Origin of the sequence: Pseudomonas kuykendallii (genome assembly GCF_900106975.1) — a bacterium.
GTDB classification, from domain to species: Bacteria; Pseudomonadota; Gammaproteobacteria; order Pseudomonadales; family Pseudomonadaceae; genus Pseudomonas_O; species Pseudomonas_O kuykendallii.
Genome location: NZ_FNNU01000002.1, coordinates 819167 through 840494, shown reverse-complemented (window position 1 = coordinate 840494; position 21328 = coordinate 819167). Strand labels below are relative to the sequence as shown.

Annotated in this window: 18 protein-coding genes and 1 riboswitch; of the genes, 8 read left to right on the top strand and 10 right to left on the bottom strand. The window is 66.7% G+C overall.

All coding sequences use genetic code 11. The annotated features are described in order from the left end of the window. Positions 1 to 20 precede the first annotated feature (20 nt). The gene (locus BLV15_RS09060; protein ID WP_090226858.1) at positions 21 to 347 is read left to right on the top strand and encodes a thioredoxin family protein; all 327 of its coding nucleotides are present in this window, start codon (positions 21 to 23) and stop codon (positions 345 to 347) included. Between the two features lies 1 nt (position 348). Here the strand turns inward: BLV15_RS09060 and BLV15_RS09055 are convergent, their stop codons facing one another. Continuing rightward, on the bottom strand, positions 349 to 1377 hold the full coding sequence (locus tag BLV15_RS09055; RefSeq protein WP_407072473.1) for an AraC family transcriptional regulator: 1029 nt from the start codon (positions 1375 to 1377) through the stop codon (positions 349 to 351). Between the two features lie 107 nt (positions 1378 to 1484). On the opposite strand from BLV15_RS09055, the gene BLV15_RS09050 reads away from it, so the two are divergent. Then, a complete protein-coding gene (locus tag BLV15_RS09050; RefSeq protein WP_090226855.1) occupies positions 1485 to 2318 on the top strand; it encodes a metal-dependent hydrolase in 834 nt (277 codons plus the stop codon). A gap of 11 nt (positions 2319 to 2329) precedes the next feature. Here the strand turns inward: BLV15_RS09050 and BLV15_RS09045 are convergent, their stop codons facing one another. The 5 genes from BLV15_RS09045 to BLV15_RS09025 all read right to left on the bottom strand — a co-directional run bounded on the left by BLV15_RS09045 (position 2330) and on the right by BLV15_RS09025 (position 11505). Further along, positions 2330 to 3271: an alpha/beta fold hydrolase gene (locus BLV15_RS09045; RefSeq protein ID WP_090226852.1), complete on the bottom strand. Its 942-nt coding sequence runs from the start codon at positions 3269 to 3271 to the stop codon at positions 2330 to 2332. Positions 3272 to 3393: 122 nt separating this feature from the next. Beyond that, on the bottom strand, positions 3394 to 6129 hold the full coding sequence (locus BLV15_RS09040; RefSeq protein WP_090226850.1) for a winged helix-turn-helix domain-containing protein: 2736 nt from the start codon (positions 6127 to 6129) through the stop codon (positions 3394 to 3396). Positions 6130 to 6261: 132 nt separating this feature from the next. After that, on the bottom strand, positions 6262 to 7629 hold the full coding sequence (locus BLV15_RS09035) for a DUF1329 domain-containing protein (protein ID WP_090226847.1): 1368 nt from the start codon (positions 7627 to 7629) through the stop codon (positions 6262 to 6264). A 31-nt stretch (positions 7630 to 7660) separates the two neighbouring features. Further along, a complete protein-coding gene (locus BLV15_RS09030; RefSeq protein WP_090226844.1) occupies positions 7661 to 9598 on the bottom strand; it encodes a DUF1302 domain-containing protein in 1938 nt (645 codons plus the stop codon). 224 nt (positions 9599 to 9822) lie between these two features. Further along, positions 9823 to 11505, bottom strand: coding sequence for a fatty acid--CoA ligase (locus BLV15_RS09025; RefSeq protein ID WP_090226842.1), 1683 nt, complete (start codon positions 11503 to 11505; stop codon positions 9823 to 9825). A gap of 244 nt (positions 11506 to 11749) precedes the next feature. On the opposite strand from BLV15_RS09025, the gene BLV15_RS09020 reads away from it, so the two are divergent. The 4 genes from BLV15_RS09020 to BLV15_RS09005 all read left to right on the top strand — a co-directional run bounded on the left by BLV15_RS09020 (position 11750) and on the right by BLV15_RS09005 (position 15138). Beyond that, the gene (locus tag BLV15_RS09020) at positions 11750 to 12712 is read left to right on the top strand and encodes a 2-hydroxyacid dehydrogenase (protein ID WP_090226839.1); all 963 of its coding nucleotides are present in this window, start codon (positions 11750 to 11752) and stop codon (positions 12710 to 12712) included. 28 nt (positions 12713 to 12740) lie between these two features. After that, a complete protein-coding gene (locus BLV15_RS09015; protein WP_090226836.1) occupies positions 12741 to 13742 on the top strand; it encodes a methyltransferase in 1002 nt (333 codons plus the stop codon). Between the two features lie 100 nt (positions 13743 to 13842). Next, a riboswitch (yybP-ykoY riboswitch) is annotated at positions 13843 to 13976 on the top strand. Between the two features lie 84 nt (positions 13977 to 14060). Further along, positions 14061 to 14642, top strand: coding sequence for a TMEM165/GDT1 family protein (locus tag BLV15_RS09010; RefSeq protein ID WP_090227441.1), 582 nt, complete (start codon positions 14061 to 14063; stop codon positions 14640 to 14642). 52 nt (positions 14643 to 14694) lie between these two features. Next, positions 14695 to 15138 (top strand): ester cyclase, encoded by a 444-nt coding sequence (locus BLV15_RS09005; RefSeq protein WP_090226834.1) that lies wholly within the window; start codon positions 14695 to 14697, stop codon positions 15136 to 15138. A gap of 7 nt (positions 15139 to 15145) precedes the next feature. On the opposite strand, the gene BLV15_RS09000 is transcribed toward BLV15_RS09005, so the two are convergent. Further along, a complete protein-coding gene (locus tag BLV15_RS09000; RefSeq protein ID WP_175534322.1) occupies positions 15146 to 17371 on the bottom strand; it encodes a hybrid sensor histidine kinase/response regulator in 2226 nt (741 codons plus the stop codon). Between the two features lie 189 nt (positions 17372 to 17560). On the opposite strand from BLV15_RS09000, the gene BLV15_RS08995 reads away from it, so the two are divergent. Together BLV15_RS08995 and gap are read left to right on the top strand one after the other, a co-directional pair. Then, the gene (locus BLV15_RS08995; RefSeq protein WP_175534321.1) at positions 17561 to 18226 is read left to right on the top strand and encodes a COG3650 family protein; all 666 of its coding nucleotides are present in this window, start codon (positions 17561 to 17563) and stop codon (positions 18224 to 18226) included. Between the two features lie 186 nt (positions 18227 to 18412). After that, entirely contained in the window at positions 18413 to 19411 is a 999-nt protein-coding gene (gene gap / locus BLV15_RS08990) for a type I glyceraldehyde-3-phosphate dehydrogenase (RefSeq protein WP_090226828.1), read from the top strand. Between the two features lie 9 nt (positions 19412 to 19420). On the opposite strand, the gene BLV15_RS08985 is transcribed toward gap, so the two are convergent. The 3 genes from BLV15_RS08985 to BLV15_RS08975 form a co-directional block, all read right to left on the bottom strand. Then, positions 19421 to 19930, bottom strand: a complete 510-nt coding sequence (locus tag BLV15_RS08985; RefSeq protein ID WP_090226824.1) for a GNAT family N-acetyltransferase — start codon at positions 19928 to 19930, stop codon at positions 19421 to 19423. Positions 19931 to 19967: 37 nt separating this feature from the next. After that, a complete protein-coding gene (locus BLV15_RS08980; RefSeq protein ID WP_090226822.1) occupies positions 19968 to 20873 on the bottom strand; it encodes a DMT family transporter in 906 nt (301 codons plus the stop codon). An 87-nt stretch (positions 20874 to 20960) separates the two neighbouring features. After that, entirely contained in the window at positions 20961 to 21293 is a 333-nt protein-coding gene (locus tag BLV15_RS08975) for a Na+/H+ antiporter subunit G (protein ID WP_090226819.1), read from the bottom strand. Positions 21294 to 21328: the final 35 nt, after the last annotated feature.

The following is a 21328-nucleotide window of genomic DNA, read 5'->3' as shown; positions in this document are numbered from 1 at the left end:
CCCGAGGAGGATGCAACACGATGCCCATGACTACCGAGTATACAAATGTCGAGCCCACGCGCCGGGAGGTCGACGCCCTTCACGGAGCGACGCTGATCGAATTCGGCACCGGCTGGTGCGGTCACTGCCGCGCCGCCCAGCCTCTGCTCGCCGACGCCTTCACCGCGCACCCCGGCGTGCGCCACCTGAAGATCGAGGATGGCCAGGGCCGGCGCCTGGGTCGCTCGTTCAAGGTCAAGCTGTGGCCAACGCTGGTGTTCCTGCAGGACGGCGAGGAAGTCGCACGGCTGGTGCGCCCGACCGAAGCCGAGGAGATCGAGCGCGCGCTGACGCGCATCGAAGGCTGACTCAGCGCGGCGAGCGGTAGCTGCCCGGCGTGCGTCCGGTCCAGTTGCGGAAGGCGCGGCGAAAGTTGGACGGGTCGCTGAACCCCAGCAGGCCGGCGATCTCCTGCAACGGCAATTGCGTGGTGGTCAGGTATTGCAGCGCGAGACGCCTGCGCACGTCGTCGAGCACCGCCTGGTAGCGTGTTCCGCTGGCCGCGAGATGACGGCGCAGGCTGCGTCCGCTGATGTGCAGGGCCTTCGCGGCGCTTTCCAGATCGGGAAATTCGCCGGGGCGCGCCAGCAGCAGGCGCCGCAGGCGGGTCAGCAGCCCCTCGCCCAGATCCAGCGTCGCCAGCAGCGCCTCGCATTGCTCCTGGCACATGCGCAGCGCCGCCGGGTTGGCCAGCGCCATCGGCCGTTGCAGGTAGTGCAGCGGCAGCCTCAGGCAATGCTCGGCCTGGGCGAACGCCACGTCGGCGCCACCGAACGCCGGGGCATAGCGTGCGGCGTAGTCCGGCGCGGCGTGGGCGAACCCAACCTGGACGCCCTGCGGCGGCTCCCCCAGCAGGAAACAGGCGATGCGGTACAGACTGCTCAGCAGACTTTCCGCAGCGAATCGCGCCAGGCCCGCCAGCGGCACGCCCTCGACGGCGCTCAGCACCAGGTAGTCGCCCTCCTCGCGCACCTCCAGGTCGAAGGCCAGACCCAGCACCCGGTAATAGCGCAAGGCGAACTGGATCGCCGTGCCCAGGTCGGCGCTGGCCAGCACCGCATAGCCGAGGATGCCGTGGCTGGACAGGTTCAGCCGCTGCCCGAACAGCAGCCCCAGCGCCGGCTCGTCGCAGATCTGCAACGCGGTGCTGGCCAGGCGGTAGAAATCGGCGAAACCCAGCCTGCCGCTGACGCTGGCGAGCGCTTCGGCACGCAGCCCGGCGGCCGTCAGCAGGCGCTCGCGCGGCACACCCCGTTCGGCCGCGAGATCCAGCAGCGCTTCGGCGTAGGCCAGGGGCAACTGGTCGCTGCCCGCGTCGAGGGAGCGGCGCAGCGTCATGGGCGCCTCTTGGCCGGATATGACCGCTCGATTGGCAGGTAGCGACCTGTGCGCCATGCGCGCGCCTGGCGATAGTGAAGGCCCATCCCGTTCCAGGAGTACCGATCATGGCCAGCAGCACGCCGGAAGGACTGCAGATTCGCCCGCGGCACCTCGACTTCGACCTGCCCGATCCGTTGCCGCGCCACTGGCACAGTGGCGACGCGTTCAAGAGTCACCTGTTCGACGCCATGTCCGTGCTGTTTCCCGATGGCGAACGTTTCTTCATCGACTCGGTGAGGCAGTTTCGCGACCAGATCACCGATCCGACACTGAAGGAACAGATTCGCGGCTTCATCGGCCAGGAAGGTCATCACAGCCGCGAACACCTGCAGTACAGCCAGCGCCTGCGCGACCTGGGCTACGCCATCGAGCCGATCGAACGGCGTGCCCGCGGGCGCATTCGCTACGCGCAGAAACGCCTTTCGCCGCAGCGCCAACTGGCAGCCACCGCGGCCCTGGAGCACATCACCGCGATCATGGCGGACCAGGTGCTGCGCGAACCCGAGTGCCTGCGCGGCGCCGAGGCGAACATGGCACGGCTGTGGCGCTGGCACGCGCTGGAGGAAACCGAGCACAAGGCAGTGGCTTTCGACGTCTACCAGCAGGTCTGCGGCAGCCGCCGGCTGCTGCGCCGGGCGATGCGGCTGGCCACGCTGTTCTTCGTGCTCGACACCACCCGCGGCCTGGTGCACATGCTCAGGCGCGACGGCCTGCTGTGGAACTGGCGGGTATGGCGCGACGGCCTGCAATGGATGTGGGGCAGGAACGGCGTGTTCAGGCCGCTGCTGCGCACCTACCGGGACTTCTTCGATAGCGACTTCCACCCCTGGCAGCACGACAACCTCGAACTGCTGCAGCGGGTCCAGGAAGAATTCGATCCGCAACCTCACGCCGCCTGATCCCCCGGCCCTCATCCGCGCAGGAAGCGCAGTGCGTCCATCGCACTGCGCTCGGGCACTTCCTCCATGGGAATGTGCCCGACGCCTTCGTAGGTGATCACCTGCAACCCCGGCAGGTCGCGGCGCCAGAGGTCGACGTGGCGCGGTGAAATCCAGCGATCGCTTTCGCCCCACATCAGCAGCGTCGGCGCCTCGATCCTCGCCACCCGCGCCGGCGTGTCGTGCAGGTCGTCGCGGTTGACCTGCAGCAGCAGGCGGAAGATATCCACCATCGCGCGCCGGTTGCCGGGGCGCCGGGTCAGATCGTAATAACGATCGACCACACCGGGCGCGATGCGCTCGGGGTCGCCGTAGACTTCCTTGATGCCCTGCGCGATCAGCGCGCGCGGCATCCACAGCGGAATCGTCAGGTGGGCGCCGGGCAGCGCGGCGGAGGCAATCATCCACGGGACCTTCTTCATCGGGTAGCCGGCGCTGTCGATCAGCAGCAGCTTGTCCACCCGTTGCGGCGCCTGCAGGGCGAAGTTCCAGGCGACGTGACCGCCGAGCGAATTGCCGGCGATATGCGCGCGGCGGATGCCCAGGTGGTCCAGCAGCAGGCCGAGCACGCGCACCAGCCGCTCGGCGGAATAGCCACCGTCGCGGGGCGCACCGGTGAGGCCGAACCCGGGCAGGTCGAAGCGGACCAGGCGGTAGTGCGGAGCGAGCTCGGCGACCCAGCCGTCCCAGGTATGCAACGAGGACACCACGCCGTGGATCAGCACCAGGACCGGCTTGTCGCGGCTGCCTTCGTCGCGGTAATGAACCTCGAAGCCGTCCAGGGCGACGAACCTCGAGCCGCTTTCCGCGCTGCCATAACGGGCTTTAAGACGCTCCAGCGACAAGGCGCCGAAACCCAGGCGGGACAAACCGGAGGCTACCGGAGGCAGCAGTGAGTAGGCGGACGCAGGCATGGCAGTTCCCTCTTGGCAGGCTCCATCACAGCACGCAGCACGGCGCAACTGTGCCCAACTTTGGTTCGGCAGGTCGCCGCCGGGCAAGCAAGAAGGGCGTTACGAAAACGGACGCGCGCGGATCAGCTCAGCAGGCCGAGCGTCTTCGCCTGGGCCACGGCCTGGGTGCGCCGCTCGACGCCGAGCTTGGCGTTGATGTGGCGGGCGTGGGTCTTCACCGTGTGCAGCGAGATGAACAGCTGGTCGCTGATCTCCTGATTGGAGCAGCCCTGGGCGATCAGCTGGAGCACCGCCAGCTCGCGCGAGCTGAGCGCGTCGGCGAGCGCCGTCGCCACGCTGGCCACGGCTTCGCTGGGCGCCGGAATGGCCGCTGAAATCGCCCCGCGAATCGGGCAGCCCGGCCGCTCGCGGAGCCGTTCGCGAAGCCATTCCGGCCGCTGCACGAACAATTCGTTGAAGGGCAGCAGGGCGCCGCCCGCCGCGCCGGCCAGGCTTTCGCCGAACTGCTGGCGTGCTTCACCCTCACGGCCGCCAGCGAGCATCAGCAGGGTCAGCTGCACCTGGGCGATCACCGCCACCAGTTGCCCGCCCTCGGTCTGCGCGCGGGTGCACAGCGCGCGCAGGCGGCGTTCGGCGGCCTGCATCTGGCCCTGGTGACGCTCCAGGGCCGCGCATTGCAGCTCGATGAACAGCGGCAACTGCGGATGACACTCGGGGGCCGCCGCCGGCTGCGCGCCGCCGTAGGTTTCCGCCAGGCGCTCGAGCCAGGATTGCGCCAGCTCCAGTTGCCCCTGGGCCAGCCAGAGCTCGCACTTCACCAGGGTGATCATCGCCAGGTAGTACACTGGCGGAATGTCCCAGATGTGCATCAGCCGCTCGGCCTCGGCCAACTGGACGAAGGCCTCCGGCAGGTTGCCGTTGCGCCCCTCCAGGGTGGCCAGCACGCAATAGCCGATCAGCACGCTGACGTCGCGGCAGGCGCGCGCCTCGCCGATTCCGCCCACCAGCCGAGTGCGCGCCTGTTGCGGCTGCAGGCCCAGCGAGAGCAGGTGACCCTCGTAGATCGTCAGCCGCGCGCGCACCGCGTACAGCCGTTGCGCCGGCAGCCCGTACAGACGTTGCAGGCCCTGGCGCACTTCATCCAGCGCGCGGACCACTTCCCCCCGCGCCTGCAGGATGCGCGCACGGTCGTAATGCGCCAGCGCCTCGAACAGCGGGTTGCCCACGCGCTGGGCGATTTCCAGCGCCTCGCGATTGAGCCCGCGCGCGCGCCACAGGTCGCCCTTGACCACCGCGATGTTGGCCAGCGTCGACAGGCACATCAGGCGCTGTCCGTACCGTTGCTGCGGTAGCCCGCCGACCGCCTCGCTGCAATAGCGCTCGGCAAGCGCGATGTCGCCCCGGCCGCGCGCGATCACGCCTTTGAGCGCCTGCCATTGAGCCAGCAGCCCACGCTGGCTGGGCGCATCCGGCGCCGGCAGGAAGCGCGACAGGTTGTCGGCCAATTCCTCCGCCGCGTCCAGCTGGCAGGCCAGCGCCAGTGCCCAGCCATACAGCAGGATCAGCCGCGAGGTACTCACCAGCAGGCTGTCCGGCAGGTCCATCTTCCAGCGCAGCAGCATGGCGACGTTTTGCTCGGCGAGCAGCCGCTCCTCGGAAAGGTTCTGCACCAGGTTCGCCGCAACGTCCGGCTGGCCGGCGCGCAGCGCCTGTTCCACCGCTTCGTCGAGCATGCCCTGGGCGTTGAACCAGCGGCAGGCACGCAGGTGCAGGCCGGTCTGCGGCACATGGGTGGTCGCCTGCTGCACCCGCAGCAGGTCCGAGAACAGGTGGTGGTAGCGGAACCAGTGGCCATTTTCGTCCAGCGGCACGAGAAACACCTGGTGCGCCTGCAGGTGCAGGAGGATCGCGGCGCTGTCATGGCTTTCGCGCACCGCATCGCACAGCTCGGCGCAGAAGCGGTCCAGGCAGGCCGTCTCATAGAGGAACGCCTGCACCTCCGCCGGCTGGCGCTCGATCACCTCTTCCAGCAGGTAATCGCGGATCAGGCTGTCGGCACCGTGCGGCCCCTGGCCTAGGTCCCTTGGCCCGCTGGCGTCCTGGCTGGCGAGCAGCCACAGACGCAGCCCGGCGACCCAGCCTTCGCTGCGCTGCAGCAGGTTTTCCAGCACGACACCGTCGATGCGTGCGCCCTGGCTGCCCAGCAACGCGGCGGTTTCCTCGGCGGTCAGGCGCAGGTCCTGTTCGTTCAGTTCGAGCAACTGGCGCGACAGGCGCAGGCGCGCGAGATGCCAGTCCGGACGCTGGCGGCTGGTGACCAGCAGCAGCAGCCCCGCGGGCTGATGGTTGAGCAAGAACTGCAGGCAGCGATCGAGCACCGCGCCCTTCGCCAGGTGATAGTCGTCCAGCGCCAGCAACACCGGCCGCGCCGGATCGAGACGCTCGGCCAGCTCGTCGAGCAGACCGTCGAGGCATTGCTCGAAGGCGAACGGCTGGTGCCGCTGGCGCGTCTTCAGCAGGGTCAGGGCCTCGTCGCCGAGCGCGGGAAAGAACTGTCGCAGCCCTTCGATCATCCGTTCGAGGAAACGGCCCGGATCGCTGTCGCGGCGACTCAGCGCCAGCCACAGGCTGCGCCATTCGCGCGGCAACTCCTGGCAGAACTCGATCGCCAGCGAACTCTTGCCGAACCCGGCCGGCGCGCTGACCAGCAGCAGGCGGCCCCCCAGACCTTCGCTCAGGCGCTGGCACAGCCGCGGGCGCGGCACGTAGCCGGCCGGCAACGGCGGACGAAAGAAACGGCCTTCGGTCGGAGCGCAGGAGTCGGTGCCGGGCAGAATGGGCGTTTGAAGGACAGTCATCGCGGGCGAAGCGCTATCTCGAATAATTGTGCATGCAGACTAGCCCCTTGCACCGGGCATTTGAAGCGGCCGGATAAATCGCGCAAAAGAAAAAGCCGGCCCAGAGGCCGGCTTCATCGTCCACGCCCGCGCTTAGCGAACGCCAGCCTGGCGCAGCGCCGCCGGGGTGAAGTCGCTTTCCGACGCCGAGTAGCTGAAGTCGTAGGACTGCTTCTCTTCGTTCTTCATGCCCAGCGCCAGGTAGCGGCCGGACTGCAGGTCGTACAGGGTTTCCAGGGTGTACCAGGGCACCTGCACGTTGTAGTAGTACTGCGAGTGCGCCTCGGCGACACGCCACAGGCTGTCGCGACCATCGTAGTGGTCGATCACCGAGGCTTGCCAGGTGTCTTCGTCGATGAAGAAGTCACGCTTGGCATAGATGTGGCGCTCGCCCGATTTCAGGGTGGCGGTCACGTGCCACACGCGGTGCAGCTCGTAGCGGGTCAGGTCCTGGTTGATGTGGCCGGCCTTGAGGATGTCGGCGTATTTCAGCTCGGGCGAGTCCAGCTTGTAGCTGTTGTAGGGGATGTACAGCTCCTGCTTGCCGACGAGTTTCCAGTCGTAGCGATCCGGCGCACCGTTGAACATGTCGAGGTTGTCGGAGGTACGCAGGCCGTCCGCGGCGGTACCCGGACCGTCGTAGGAGACCTGCGGCGCACGCCGCACACGGCGCTGGCCGGCGTTGTACAGCCAGGCCAGACGCGGCTCCTTCACCTGGTCGAGGGTTTCGTGCACCAGCAGCACGTTGCCGGCCAGACGCGACGGCGCGGTCACACGCTGCTTGAAGTAGAACAGCACGTTGCTCGGCTTGCTGGCGTCGTAATCCTTGAGCTGATCGCGGAAGACGAACTCGTCCTGGAAGTAGACCAGCGAGTAGGAGCCGTTCGGCTGCGGCGTGGCCTGGGTCACCAGGCGGCGGACGCTGCCGCCACGATAGCGGGTGATGTGGTTCCAGATGACTTCCAGACCGTTCTTGGGAATCGGGAAGGGGTTGGCGGTCTGGAAGTTTTCCAGGCCGTTGCCGCCCTGCACCAGGTTGGTCTTGGTGGCATTCGCCTTGGTCGCCGCCAGCACCTTCTCGGGCAGGGTTGCGCTGCGATGAGTCGGGTAGACCGGCATCTTGAAGGTGTCGGGGTAGCGCTTGAACATCGCCAACTGGCCGGGGCTGAGCTTGGCCTTGTACTGCTCGACGTTCTGCGCGGTGATGGTGAACAGCGGCTTCTCGGCGCTGAACGGATCGGCGAGGAAACCCTTGCCGTCCACGGCGCCAGCGTTTTTCGGCAGGCCACCGGTCCAGGCCGGGATCGATCCATCGGCGTTGCCGGCGCGCTCGGCGCCCACCGGTGTCAGCGTGGTATCCAGCTTCGCCGCCTCGTCGGCAGACACCGCCGCCATCACGCTGGTAGCCAGCAGCGACAACGCCAGGACGCCGGTTTGCAGGAGGTTTCTAGTCGTTTTCATTGTTATGTACATCCTCTTCTTATTCTGTCGCTTAGAAGTTCATGCCAACGCTGAGCGAAACGAAGTCGCGGTCAGTCTGGGTGTTGTAGTCGCCACCGAAGAAGTTGGTGTACGCGAGGCTGGCGTTGTAGGTGTTCTGGTACTCGGCATCGACGCCCAGGCTGATCGCCTTGCGGCCTTCCTCGAAGTTGGCGCCAGGGCCCGGGGAGTAGCCCTTCACGTCATGCGACCAGGCCACGTTGGGACGCAGGTTCACACCCGCGAAAACGTCGTTGTAGTCCCAGATGGCGCGAGCGCGGTAGCCCCAGGAGTTGGAAGTAGTGAAACCGTCGTTGTTGCAGTACTTCGTAGCGTTCTTCTGGGAACCACCTGCCAGCGTACCGGCGTTCAGAGACTCGCATCGGCCATTGGGCAGTTCGCCCGGACCGTAGATAGGGTCGCGCCCGTAGCGAATGTCAGACGTGCTTTCAAGGCCGCCCACGTGCGTAAAGCCAACCTCGCCCACCAACGTCAGCCGTTCTGCACCCATCACCTGATCGAAGAAGTGCGTGAACGTCGTTTGCAGCTGAGTGATTTCCTTGCGGTTGTAGCCATGCGTGGTGCCGCCTGGTGTTGCCTGGATCAGGGAGACGGTAGGGTCGACGATGGTCAGTCCGCCGTAAAGAATGTCCGTTGTGTTGATCTGCACAGGGGCGTTGGGGCGATAGCTGATTTCACCGCTCCATGCCGTACCGGTAGGCAGGGTGGTGGAGAAGCTCAAACCGTAGAGGCGAATGTCCTCCGGATACTCCATGAAGTAGTTGGAGTTACCGGCGACGATCAAAGGGGCAATGGAAGTCGCCAAACCAGGAATCGCGCCGACGGGAACGCCGGCCCCTCCCAACTGTGCGCCTAACCCGGCAGGGTTCGTCGGACTCAGCAGGGCCAGCGTGCTAAGCCCAGCAGCGTTGCCGCTGAAGATCGGCGCACGGCTGTGGTAGTTCATGAAGTAGGCGCCGAATTCGGTATCGAGCGGTACGGAGAAGTAGCGGAATGCCGTACCCCATTGCCCGCTGTCGCGCGCATCGTCATCCGGACCACGGCGGACGATCACGCCTTCCTGTGAAGATGAGAAATCCACGCCGTTGTTGCCCAGAACGGCCAGCACCGCCGGCGACAATGCCCCGAGGCTGGCGGCCAGGTCTTCCTGGTTACGAAGAACGGCGAGGTTGCTATCGCAACCGTCAGCTACTACGTCGGGCTGCGAGAAGAAGGTGCCGCAGTTGTCGACGACGGTCTGGTCCCATTCCAGCTGATAGAAGGCTTCCATCGACAGGTTTTCGGTCAGGCTCTGCGAGACGTAGAACATGTTGACCGGAATGAGGCCTTCCTTGACCTCCGCACCCGGACGGCGGAAAGCGGCAACGTCGATGGGGTTGATCGAGTTGATGCCGTTCTGGATGAAAGTGCTTTCGCCCCAGCTGACCACCTGCTTGCCCAGGCGCACGGTGCCGGGCAGATCGGCGATGTTGTAGTTGTGGTAGATGAAGGCGTCGAGGATCTGGCCGCCGGAGGACTGTGCGCCTTCCTTGCGGTTGGAGTCGCTGATGTCCTTGAACTCACGGCTCTCGTCCTTCAGCTCGAAGTCGTACCAGTACTTGCCGCGCACGAACACGCCGGTGTCGCCGTACTTGAGTTCGAGGTCGTGGATGCCCTTGAAGATCTTCGAGAAGGTCTCGCCACGCTTGAAGTTCAGGTGGCTGTCATCGGAGGTCTGCGACAGGCCACGTCCGCCGTTGTTGACACCGATGAGATCGGAGTCGGGCTTGGCCGTGGACCAGCTGGCGCCCACGGAGAGGGACGAGTCGAACTGGCCTTCGATTTCACCGATGTTGAACGAGACGCCGAATGCAGGAGCGGCGATTGTGGAAGCGAGGCTCACGGCCAGGGGCAGTTTGGCCAGACGCCAGGTCTGTTTGATCTTTTGCATCGACGCTACTCCATTGTGTTTTTTGTTATGGATGGTGCGGAGTGACTATAGCCAGCGGGTAGTACTGCTTGATCCCTCGAAAGTGTGATTTGCAGGACCCTCCACTTCCCCGTCCCGTCCGTTTTCAACGGGTTCCCGCGAGCGGGGTGATGTCGAAGAGCAATTACCAAGCCAAACGCTTGTTTGACTGATCGGTCACGTTGCTACACTTGGCTACATGGCGCTTACAAGGTCGACAGAAACTCGCTTCCGGCCGCCTGCCAGGTGGCGATGTCCAGGCGGATACGCTTCTTGTCCAGCTTCCCCACACTGGTCTTGGGAATATCGGTAACAAGGCCGATCTGCGACGGAATCGCCCACTTGTTGATGTGCCCCTGTTCTACGAAAGGCTTGAGGTGGTCCTTGACCGTCCGTGCGTCGAGCACGTGCCCTTCATGGACGACGATCAGCGCGAACGGGCGCTCGCCCCACTGCGGATCGGGCACACCGACCACCGCCACTTCGCGTACCGCGGGATCGCGGCTGATCAGATCCTCGAGGGTCAGCGAGGAAATCCACTCGCCACCGGTCTTGATCACGTCCTTGATGCGGTCGCGGATGTCGATCACACCCATGCCGTCCACGGTCGCCACATCGCCGGTGTGCATCCACCCGCCTTCCCACAACTCCTCGCTCTTCTCCGGCTCGTTGAAGTAGCCCTGCGTCAGCCAGGGCGCGCGCAGCACCAGTTCGCCCTGGGATTCGCCATCGGCGGGGAGGAAACGCCCGTCGCCATCGACCAGTGCGGCCTCGATCAGGGGCACCGGAACGCCCGCCTTGATGCGGTAGGTGATGCGCTCGTCCTCGTTGCCGGCGCGCAGCTCTTCGTTGAGATGGGCGCAGGAGATCAGCGGGCAGGTCTCGGACATGCCGTAGGCCGCGGTGAGCTGAATGCCACGCGACTTGGCAGTGTCATAGAGCGCACGGGTAAGCGCGCTGCCGCCGATGATGATCTTCCAGCCGGCGAAATCCACGCCCTTCGCCGCGCGGGCGTTGAGCACCATCTGCAGGATGGTCGGCACGCAGTGGGAGAAGGTCACCTTCTCGCGCTTCCACAACTCGACCAGCAACTCCGGGTCATAGCGCCCGGGATAGACCTGCTTCACCCCGAGCATGGTCGCCACGTAGGGCACGCCCCAGGCATGCACGTGGAACATCGGCGTGATCGGCATGTAGACGTCGTCGGTGCCCATCAGGCGGATGCTGTCCAGCGCGCCGATGGTGGAGGCCAGCGCGAGGGTGTGCAGCACCAGTTGCCGGTGACTGAAATAGACCCCCTTGGGATTGCCCGTGGTGCCGGTGGTGTAGAACGTCGTGGCCACAGAGTTCTCGTCGAAGTCGGGGAAGTCGTAGTGCGGCGACGCCTGTGCGAGCAGGCTTTCGTACTCGCCGACCAGCTCGGGCAGGTCGGCGTCCTGCGCTTCGCCATCGGTGAGCAGCAGCGTGCGCTGCACCGTGGTCAGCTGCGCGGCGATGCCCTGGTAGAGCGGCACGAACTCGGCGTTGACCAGCACGAAGCGGTCCTCGGCGTGGTTCATGGTGTAGAGGATCTGCTCGGCGGACAGGCGAATGTTGATGGTGTGCAGCACCGCCCCGATCATCGGGATGGCGAACATGCACTCCAGATAGCGATGACTGTCCCAGTCCATCACCGCCACGGTGTCGCCCGCCTTCACGCCCGCCGCGCCCAGCACGTTGGCCAGGCGCGCAACGCGCTCGTTGAAGGTGGCATAGCTGTAGCGCAGCTTGTCGCGATAGACGATCTCGCGGGTCTTCTCGTAGCGGCTGCCGGACAGCAGCAGGCTTTTGATCAGCAAGGGATAGGCGTGCGCATTCTGCGCCGGAGGGATGATACGGGTCTGCAACATGAGGCACCTGTTCGCGAGCTTTGTTGTTATGCCGCGCACTCTAGGGGGGCGATGCGCCGAGCAAATCAGTCAAAAGAATGATTTCCGGCGCCCGGCGAGGACGAAAAAACGGCGCCTCGGCACGGTTCAGCCCGCCGCTCGGGCGCGGCCGGTGCATCCGTAGGTTCGGCGACGGCCATTCGGGTTTTCAGCTCTGGTAGGCTGGGCGTCTTTGTCCTCACACTCCAAGAAGAAGGTACAGCTGATGCAAAACAGCAGCGCCGTGTTCCTCGACTACACCTCCCTCGACCTGGGCGACCTCGACCTTTCACCGCTGCGCCAGGTTTTCGCCGAGCTGACCCTGCACGAGAAAACCACGCCCGCGCAGGTGATCGAACGCCTCCAGGGCCACAGCGTGGCGATCAGCAACAAGGTGCCGCTGGATGCCGCCGCCTTCGCTGCCTGCCCCGATCTCAAGCTGGTCCTGGTGTCCGCCACCGGCACCAACAACATCGACCTGGCCGCCGCCCGCGCGCACGGCGTTACCGTGTGCAACTGCCAGGGTTACGGCACGCCGTCGGTGGCGCAGCACACCCTGTTGCTGCTGCTCGCCCTGGCGACCCGCCTGCAGGATTACCAGGCCGCCGTGCGCGCCGGGCGCTGGCAGCAGTCGGAGCAGTTCTGCCTGCTGGATTTCCCGATCGTCGAACTGGCCGGCAAGACCCTGGGGCTGCTCGGACATGGCGAACTCGGCAGCGCCGTCGCCCGCCTCGCCGAAGCCTTCGGCATGCGCGTGCTGATCGGCCAATTGCCGGGGCGCCCGGTGCGCGACGGTCGCCTGCCGCTGGATGAACTGCTGCCGCAGATCGACGCGCTGACCCTGCACTGCCCACTGACCGAACAGACCCGCGACCTGATCGGCGCCGAGCAGATCGCCCTGATGAAACCGGGCGCCTTCCTCGTCAACACCGGACGCGGCGGCCTGGTCAACGAGCCGGCCCTCGCCGCCGCGCTGCGCAGCGGCCATCTCGGCGGCGCCGCCACCGACGTGCTCACCGTGGAACCGCCGAAGAACGGCAACCCGCTGCTTGATGCGGACATTCCCCGGCTGATCGTCACCCCGCACAGCGCCTGGGGCAGCCGCGAAGCCCGCCAGCGCATCGTCGGCCAGCTGGCGGAAAGCGCCGAGGCGTTCTTCAAGGGCGCCGCCGTGCGCGTGGTCGGCTAAGCTAGCCGCTTTTTTCGCTGGGGGACGCATGGATCCGCGAAGTGAAGTATTGCTGCGCCAGGCCGAGCTGTTCGGCGGCCGTGTACTGCTGGCCGGTCTCCCGGCCGATGACCTGCTCGGCTCGCTGCCGGCCGCCAGCGGCTGGAGCTGGCACGCCGGCGACCAGTCGGCGCTCGAGGCCCGCTTTGCCGGGCGCAGCCACTTCGGCGTCGAAGTGCCGGATACGGACTTCGACAGCGCCGTGCTGTTCCTGCCGAAATCCCGCGAACTCGCCGACTACCTGCTGCAGGCGCTGGCAGCCCGCCTGCCGGGCGCCGCGCTGTACCTCGTCGGCGAGAAGCGCGGTGGCATCGAACGCGCCGGCAAACAGCAACTGGCCGCCTACGGCAAGCCGCGCAAGCTGGACAGCGCCCGGCATTGCCAGCTGTGGCAGGTAAGCGTGGAAACCCCGCCGCCCGCGCCGGACCTGAACGCGCTGGCGCAGACCTTCAGCCTGTCGCTGGCGGACGGCCCGCTGCAGGTGGTCAGCCTGCCGGGCGTGTTCAGCCACGGTCGCCTGGATCGCGGCAGCGCCCTGCTGCTGCTGCATCTGGACGGCCTGCCGAGCGGTCCGCTGCTGGATTTCGGCTGCGGTGCCGGCGTGATCGGTGCCACGCTGAAACGGCGCTATCCGGACAGCGCGGTGACGCTGCTGGACGTCGATGCCTTCGCCGTCGCCAGCAGCCGGCTGACGCTGGCGGCGAACGGGCTGGACGCCGAGGTGATCGCTGGCGACGGCATTCGCTGCGCGCCCCGCGAACTGGCCGCGATCATCAGCAACCCGCCCTTCCACCAGGGTGTGCACACCGACTACCAGGCCACCGAAACCCTGCTGCGCGAGGCGGCCAGCCACCTGCTCGGCAAGGGCCAGATGCGCCTCGTGGCGAACAGCTTCCTGCGCTATGCGCCGCTGATCGAGCAGCACCTGGGCGCCTGTCGCACGCTGGCCGAAGACGACGGATTCCGCGTGTATCAGGCCAACCGCGGCTAGCCTCGCGTGCGCCGCGCGCGGCGCCGTGGGCAAATGGCCATCCGCCCGCCGGAACAGGCGCGCCCGGTGCTTGCCCGGACGGCAACGCTTGGGCACAATGCGCCCCGTCCTAGGGGAGTAGTCTCCCGCGAGCTTCCGCTCGCCCGGCACGCATCAACATGCTTGGTCCACAGACCATGGTGCGTGCGACCCGGAATCCAGCCGCCCGGCTGCGTTTCCAGGTTCGACAAGACCTATGACACGTACACCTTACCCGGGGCGGGAAGGCGGTGCGTGTCATGGTGAATTTGTCGACCCGCCCCTCAGGAAGCTACTTTGCTGGAATCCCTGTTCGTCCCTACCCTGATCGTTGCGCTGGCTGAAATCGGCGACAAGACGCAGTTGCTCGCCTTGCTGCTCGCGGCACGTTTCCGACGCCCCTGGCCGATCATCTGGGGCATGGTGGCGGCCACACTGGCCAACCACTTCGTCGCCGGCTACGTCGGCAATCTGGTCGCCGGGTTCTTCTCCCCGGCGGTGCTGCACACCATCCTCGCGCTGGCTTTCGCCGCAGTGGCGGTGTGGACGCTGATCCCCGACAAGCTGGACGACGACGAAGACTCCAAGCTCAAGCGCTACGGGCCGTTCCTGACCACGCTGATCGCCTTCTTCCTCGCCGAGATGGGCGACAAGACGCAGATCGCCACGGTGATGCTGGCCGCGCAGTACCCGCACTTCCTGCTGGTGGTACTCGCCACCACGATGGGCATGCTGGTGGCCAACGTGCCAGTGGTACTGGCTGGCAATTTCGCCGCCGATCGCCTGCCGCTGACGCTGATCCATCGCCTCGCCGCCGCCTGCTTCGCCGTTCTCGCACTGTTCGCCGGCTACAAGGCGTTACAACTGGCCGGCTGGCTGTAGCGCAGGCCCCACGGTTTAGAATGCCCGCGACAATTGCGCCAGGGAGTGCGCCATGCAACGGGAAGAAATGAAACGGGTGGTCCGCCGCCACATCGAACTGAGCTGGAACAAGGGCCATCTGCACCTGGTTGGCCACCTGCACAGTCCGAATTTCCTCTACAAGAGTTCCTTCGTCGGACATGCGCTGAACGGCGAAGGCTTCATCGCCATGGTGGAGCAGATTCGCGACGCCATGCCGGACCTTGAAGTGATCATCGAGGACTGCGTCGCGGAGGGCGACCAGGTGGCCACTTGGAGCACGCTGATCGGCTGCATCGCCAAACCGGCGCTCGGTTATCCGCCGAGCGACAAGATCCTGGCGATTTCCGCGATGGCCTTCTGGCGCTTCGACCGCATGGGCCAGATCGAGGAAATCTGCACGATGTTCGACATGGAGAGCTTTCGCGCGCAGCTGGGGTTGGAAGTCCGCTCGTTCGCAGAGAAGGCATTGCCCTGAGAGCGGATCAGCGCGCCGTCCTGACCAGTTCCGCGCGTAACGCCTCGACCAGCGTCTGCACGTCGTAGGGTTTCGACAGCACGGTGAAGCCGTAGTCGCTCGGCGCACGCTCGGTGTAGCCGGTGGCGAGGACGATCGGCAGGTTCGGCTCCTGTTCGCGCAGGGCCTGCGCCAGGCCGATGCCGTCCAGCGTGCCGGGCATGACGATGTCGGAGAAGACGATGTCGAAACGCGGCTTGCCCGCTCCGCCGCGCCGCTCGCGGTAGCGCTGCAGGGCCTCGTCGGCATTGCCGACCACCTCGACCCTGAACCCCAGCTCGCGCAACGCGGGAGCGACCACGTCGCGCACCAGCGGGTCGTCGTCGACCAGCAGCACGCGGGCCGAATGCACGTCGGGCCGCGGTCCGGCACCCGCCTCGAGGGGCACGCTGCCCTCCTCCTGGCTCATCGGCAACAACACCCGGACCCGCGTGCCTTCGCCCGGCGCGCTCTGCAGCAGCACCGTGCCGTGCGCCTGGCTGGCGAAGCCGTACACCTGCGCCAGGCCGAGCCCGGTGCCTTCGCCGACATTCTTGGTGGTGAAGAACGGCTCGAAGGCCTTGGACATCACCTCCTCGCTCATGCCCTCGCCGCTGTCGACGATACACAGCTCGGCATAGGCGCCGGCGGCGAGACCCTCGATCTCGCCCTCGGCGACCGCGCGCTGTGCCAGGGAAAGCGTGACCTTGCCGCCGCGGGGCATCGCATCGCGGGCGTTGAACACCAGGTTGAGCACCGCCAGCTCGCATTGCAGCGGGTCGATGAACACCGGCCAGGGCCGCTCGGGCAGTTCGAGGGTCAGACCGATGCGGCCTGGCAGCGCGCCGTCGAGCAGGTCGCCCATCTCGACGATCAGCTGGAGCAGGTCGACGTGCCGGGTCTCTTCCACCTTGTGCCGGCCGAACGCCATCAACTGGCGGGTCAGCTTGGTGCCGCGCACCACCGACTTGTTGCACGCCTCGATGGCCTTCTTCGCCCGCGGATCGCTGGAGGCCATGTCGGCCAGTTGCAGGCCGATGGTCAGCGTCTGCAGCAGGTTGTTGAAGTCATGGGCGATGCCGCCGGTGAGACGGCCGAGGGCCTCGAGCTTCTGCGTCTGCTGCATGGCCTTCTGCGAGCGTTCGACCTGCTCCACCGCCGCCGCGACCCGCGCGCTCATTTCCGCGCTGGCGTTCTGGATGCGTTCGCTGGCCTGGGCCAGCACCGCCGCCGTGCGGTCGATTTCGGACATCCCGGTGGACGCCGGATGCACCGCCTCGCCGCGGCCCATGGCCTGGGCGGTGGCGTCGAGCATGCGCAGCGGCCGGGTGATCCGCCGGCCGACCCAGAATGCCAGCAGCGTGGCGACGCCGATCAGCAACAGGGCGAAGACGCCGACGACGGTCATCGCCTGCACCGCGCTCTGGCGTACCTCGCTGATCGGCAGGCCGATGATCACCGACCAGCCGGATTCCGGCGAGCGGGCGTAGAAGGACAACAGAGGGATGCCGTCCAGCGACACGGTTTCCCGGAATCCCTCCTCGCTGCCCCCCAGCGCCTCGGCGATCGGCCCGGTGACGTGCTTGCCGATGAACGCCTCCGGCGAGATGTTGCGCGCCACTATCCGGCCGCTGCCATCCACCACCGTGCCGAGCCAGCCCTTGGGCAGGTTCTGATCCACCAGCACCTCGTTGATCTGGTTGGCGAACGAGCCCATGGAGAGGAAATAGCGAAGGGTGCCGTCGATGTAGATCGGGCGGCGCACCGAAAAGCTGTACTGCTTGCCGATCGGCGCCATGTACAGGTTGGTGACGTCGAATTCCGCCGCCGGATCGTCCAGCGGCGTAGCGAGGAAAGGCGTGTGCGGCAGCTCGGCGCCGAACGGCATGCGCGTATTGAGCAGTTGCTGGCCCTGGGTGTCGACGAGAATGATCGAGTTTTCCCACGAGTCGGCGACGTCGCGGGCGGTGGTGTAGAAGCGTTCCAGGTCGGCGAGCGACAGCGAGGGCACGCTGCTCAGGGTGCGGATGATCGCATTGCGCTGGGCGATGTCGCGGTCCACCGCCAGCGCCAGCGCGCGGGTCGTCTCGCGCATGCTCTGGGCAACGCGAACGCGCTGATCCTGATAGACATAGCCGATGGCGAGGAGCGAGGCGATCAGCGTGGGCGCGAGAACCGCCATCACCAGCAGAGTGAGTTTGAAGCGAATCGACACGATAGGGTGACCGCAGCAGGCGGCCCCAAGGTCAACGTGGCCGAATGCGCCAAGCATAGAGGCGAACCCGCGCCCGGCGGAAGCCGCCAGCGCCCAATCATCGGTTTTTATTCTCGCCCGGCGTCGCCAGCGGGCGCTTGTGCGGGCCGGTCCGGCTGAGTAACGTGGCGGCACTTCGAGGAGACCCGCATGCCCGTCCGCTACTGGATCTACGCCCTGCTGCCGCTGTTCGCCGGCTGCGTCTACAACCCCGCCAACGATGGCGCGCCGAAGCCGCCGGTGCGCCTGCAGGGCGAACTCAACCTGGTCGATGGCCAGATGCTGCTGGGCCCCTGCCAGGAACAGCGCCACTTCGCCGTGACGGACGCCGCCGGCATCGGCCTGCTGGAGGACGCCCGCGAGCTGCTCGGCGGCGGCAGCGGGCCGCTGTTCGCCGACCTGAGCGGGTTCTACGGTGCGTCACGGGTCGAGGGTACAGACGGCGAGTTCAAGGTCGAGCAGCGCTATCGCCTGCAGAACGACGCGCACGGCTGCGAAAACCCCAACTACCCGCGCCTGCTGCTGCACGCCGGCGGCCAGCAGCCGGACTGGAGCGTCGAGGTTGGCGAGCGCGGGCTGATGCTCGAACGCAGCGGCCAGCCGACGCAGGCACTGCCGTATCTGGAGGAGCAGCTTCCCGAGGGCCGCCTCAACCTGACCAGCGAGGCCAACGGTCAACGCCTCGAACTGTGGATCGCCCCGCAACGCTGCGTGGATGCGAAGACCGGCGCAGTGCAGAGCCTTTCCGCCGAATTGCGCGTGGACGGGCAGGTTCAGCGCGGCTGCGCCTACTTCGGCGGCGCCCGCACGCAGTAACGCCGGAGCCCGCGACGGCTGCCGGCTGCCGGCTGCGGCGCTCCGGCACCCGGCACCCGGCACGCTCACATCGCGCGACATTTTCGCAATGCGCCGGCCGCTCAACGGCGCCATTCTCTGCCGAACACGAGTAGTCTCGAAGGGCCTAAGCAGGTGTCAGCCACTTACCCGAAAAGGACATAGCTCATGTTGCGCATTGCCATCAATGGTTACGGCCGTATCGGCCGCGCCCTGGTTCGCTCGCTCTATGAACGCGGTCTGCAGGACCGCATTCGGCTGGAGGCGATCAACGACCTCGGCGACTACAACACCCTCGCCCACCTGACCCGTTTCGACTCCACCTTCGGCCGCTTCCACGGCGAGGTCGGGCTGGCCGGCGACAAGATGCGAATCCAGGGCCAGGACATCCAGCTGCTCAGCGTGCGCTCGCCGGCCGAGCTGCCGTGGACCGGCCTGGGCGTCGATGTGGTGCTCGAATGCACCGGCAAGATGAAGACCCGCGAACTGGCGGCCCAGCACTTCACCGCCGGCGCCAAGCGCGTGCTGCTCTCGCATCCGATGGACAGCGCCGACCTGACCGTGGTCTACGGCGTCAACCACGACAAGCTCGGCGAGCAGACCATCGTTTCCAACGCCTCATGCACCACCAACTGCCTGGCGCCGCTGGCCAAGGTGCTGCACGACGCGGTGGGCATTCGCCAGGGCCTGATGACCACCATCCACAGCTACACCAACGACCAGAACCTGCTCGACAAGGAGCACAAGGACCTCTACCGCTCGCGTGCCGCCGCGCTGTCGATGATTCCCACCAGCACCGGCGCGGCCAAGGCCATCGGCCTGGTGCTGCCGGAGCTGGCCGGGCGCCTAGACGGCATGTCGGTGCGCGTACCGACGCCGAACGTGTCGCTGGTCGACCTGACCTTCACCGCCGAACGGCCGACCGACGTCGCCGCCGTCAATGCCGCCCTGCAGGCCGGCGCCGCGGCGCTGCCGCCCGGTGTGATGGAATGCAACGAGCTGCCGCTGGTGTCGCACGACTTCAACGGTTACCCGGTGTCCTGCGTGGTCGACCTCAACCACACCCGCGTGCAGGGCGACATGGTCAAGGTGATGGCCTGGTACGACAACGAGTGGGCGTTCTCCAACCGCATGCTGGACGTGCTGCTGGAGTGGACCGGGGCCTGATCGCCCTCCCTACGCCAACCGATACACGCAGACGGTCGTCCGCCCCGAACCCTCGGGGCGGCGGTCGGGATCGGCGTAGGTGTCCACCGCGACGAAGCCGGCCTTGCGCATCATTCCCGCCGAGGCGGCGTTCTCCTCGTGGCGATCGATGAACACCGCATCGACGCCCCGCCCCTCCAGCCGACGCACCGCCGCGCCCAGCAACAGTGATCCCAGGCCTTTCCCCGCATATCCCGGATGCACGGCGGTTTCGCTGATGTAGCCGTGCGGGCGGTCGCGCGACTCGGCGGGCTGGTAGCGGGCGAAGTAGCGCGACGTCTGGAAGCTCACGAAGCCCGCCAGCTCGCCGTCGACCCACGCCATCAGCGCTTCCACCTTGCCCTCCGCCAGCCCGGCGAAGTGCTCGCGCAGCGGCTCTTCGGGCAGGTAGTTCCAGGGGTTTCGCGCGTGCTCGAAGAGAAACGCGAGAAGCCGCTCGGCGTCGGCGGACGTCGCGTTTTCCAGGCGTGGGTCGCTCATGCTGGTCTCCTGCTGTGGAGGGGTTTTCCGCGCTGGCTCAGTCGAGGATGCCGCGCGGCGTCGGCGGCGTGTTGCGCCACTGGCTCAGGGCGACACCGGCGAACACCAGCACCACGGCGACCATCTGGGTCGCATTGAGGCGCTCGCCGAGCAGCAGCACGGCGAAGATCAGGGTGAACACCGGGATCAGGTTGGTGAAGCCCGAGGCCTGCGCGGCCGGCAGGTGGCTGACGCCGAAATTGAACAGACCGTAGGCGCCGACCGTGACGACGATCCCGAGGTAGGCCACCGCGGCGAGGCCGGTGGCGCTGAAGTGGCTTGGCCAGGGCTCGTGCCAGGCCGCCAGCGGCAGGAAGAACAGCGCGCCGATGAACGCCTGCAGCGCGGTGAGCAGGAACGGCGAGTAACGCTCGGCCAGGTGCTTGACCAGCAGCGTGTAGCCGGCCGCGCTGAGCATGGCGAGGAACTCGAAGAAGTTGCCCAGCAAGGGCGCGCTGGCGTGCTCGTCGGACTCGCCGGCCAGGCTCAGCCAGACCGCGCCGAGCATGGCGACGAAGAAGCCCGCCCACATGCTGCGGCTGATCTTCTCGCGCAGGAAGAAAAACGCACCGATCGCCACCAGCAACGGCAGCAGCGCGGTGACCATCCCGGCCTGGGCCGCGCTGGTGTGCTGCAGGGCGATGGACTCGAAGATGAAGTACAGGCACGGCTCGCAGACCGCCAGGCCGAGCAGATACTTCCAGTCGCCGGCCTGGTAGCGCATCTGCCCGCGCCAGCGCCAGGCGAGCAGGAACACCAGGCTGCCGAGCGCCATGCGACCGAAGATCACCCACAGCGGCGGCAGCTCGGCGAAGGCGATCTTCAACCCGATGAAGGCGCTGGCCCAGAGTGCGGTCGCCAGAATCAGGCAACCCACCGCCACTCCCTTACCCTGCCCCGCCATGACCTGCTCCCGTGAAAAAAGGCCGTCAGTCTAACGGCGGCGGTTTGGCGGGCACAGGCACAGCCAGCCGGCAAAACTGTGCGCGTGTCACTCTTCCCTGGGCTGGCCGCGGGTGCGCTCGACCAGCCTGACCTTCTGCTGCAGCGCCGCCCGCGCCAGCATGTGCGCGCTGACCGGCGCGGTGATGAACAGGAAGATCGCCAGCAACAGCTCGTGCAGGCTGAGCCGGTGCTCGCTCCCGGCGAAGAACAGCATCGAGGCGACGATCAGGCTGCCGACGCCCAGCGTCGTCGCCTTGGTCGGGCCGTGCAGGCGGGTGAAGAAGTCCGGCAGCCGGTACAGGCCGATGGCGCCGATCAGCGCGAAGCTGCAGCCGAGCAGCAACAGCGCCGATACCGCGATTTCGATCCAGATGTTCATGTCGTCTCCCGCGAGGCCTTAAGAGGTCGTCCGGC

What these genes read in the sequence shown, in the direction of transcription:
- BLV15_RS09060 (WP_090226858.1), top strand. Translation starts at nt 21, where the DNA reads ATGCCCATGACTACCGAGTATACAAATGTCGAGCCCACGCGCCGGGAG.
- BLV15_RS09055 (WP_407072473.1), bottom strand. Translation starts at nt 1,377, where the DNA reads ATGACGCTGCGCCGCTCCCTCGACGCGGGCAGCGACCAGTTGCCCCTG.
- BLV15_RS09050 (WP_090226855.1), top strand. Translation starts at nt 1,485, where the DNA reads ATGGCCAGCAGCACGCCGGAAGGACTGCAGATTCGCCCGCGGCACCTC.
- BLV15_RS09045 (WP_090226852.1), bottom strand. Translation starts at nt 3,271, where the DNA reads ATGCCTGCGTCCGCCTACTCACTGCTGCCTCCGGTAGCCTCCGGTTTG.
- BLV15_RS09040 (WP_090226850.1), bottom strand. Translation starts at nt 6,129, where the DNA reads ATGACTGTCCTTCAAACGCCCATTCTGCCCGGCACCGACTCCTGCGCT.
- BLV15_RS09035 (WP_090226847.1), bottom strand. Translation starts at nt 7,629, where the DNA reads ATGAAAACGACTAGAAACCTCCTGCAAACCGGCGTCCTGGCGTTGTCG.
- BLV15_RS09030 (WP_090226844.1), bottom strand. Translation starts at nt 9,598, where the DNA reads ATGCAAAAGATCAAACAGACCTGGCGTCTGGCCAAACTGCCCCTGGCC.
- BLV15_RS09025 (WP_090226842.1), bottom strand. Translation starts at nt 11,505, where the DNA reads ATGTTGCAGACCCGTATCATCCCTCCGGCGCAGAATGCGCACGCCTAT.
- BLV15_RS09020 (WP_090226839.1), top strand. Translation starts at nt 11,750, where the DNA reads ATGCAAAACAGCAGCGCCGTGTTCCTCGACTACACCTCCCTCGACCTG.
- BLV15_RS09015 (WP_090226836.1), top strand. Translation starts at nt 12,741, where the DNA reads ATGGATCCGCGAAGTGAAGTATTGCTGCGCCAGGCCGAGCTGTTCGGC.
- BLV15_RS09005 (WP_090226834.1), top strand. Translation starts at nt 14,695, where the DNA reads ATGCAACGGGAAGAAATGAAACGGGTGGTCCGCCGCCACATCGAACTG.
- BLV15_RS08995 (WP_175534321.1), top strand. Translation starts at nt 17,561, where the DNA reads ATGCCCGTCCGCTACTGGATCTACGCCCTGCTGCCGCTGTTCGCCGGC.
- gap (WP_090226828.1), top strand. Translation starts at nt 18,413, where the DNA reads ATGTTGCGCATTGCCATCAATGGTTACGGCCGTATCGGCCGCGCCCTG.
- BLV15_RS08985 (WP_090226824.1), bottom strand. Translation starts at nt 19,930, where the DNA reads ATGAGCGACCCACGCCTGGAAAACGCGACGTCCGCCGACGCCGAGCGG.
- BLV15_RS08980 (WP_090226822.1), bottom strand. Translation starts at nt 20,873, where the DNA reads ATGGCGGGGCAGGGTAAGGGAGTGGCGGTGGGTTGCCTGATTCTGGCG.
- BLV15_RS08975 (WP_090226819.1), bottom strand. Translation starts at nt 21,293, where the DNA reads ATGAACATCTGGATCGAAATCGCGGTATCGGCGCTGTTGCTGCTCGGC.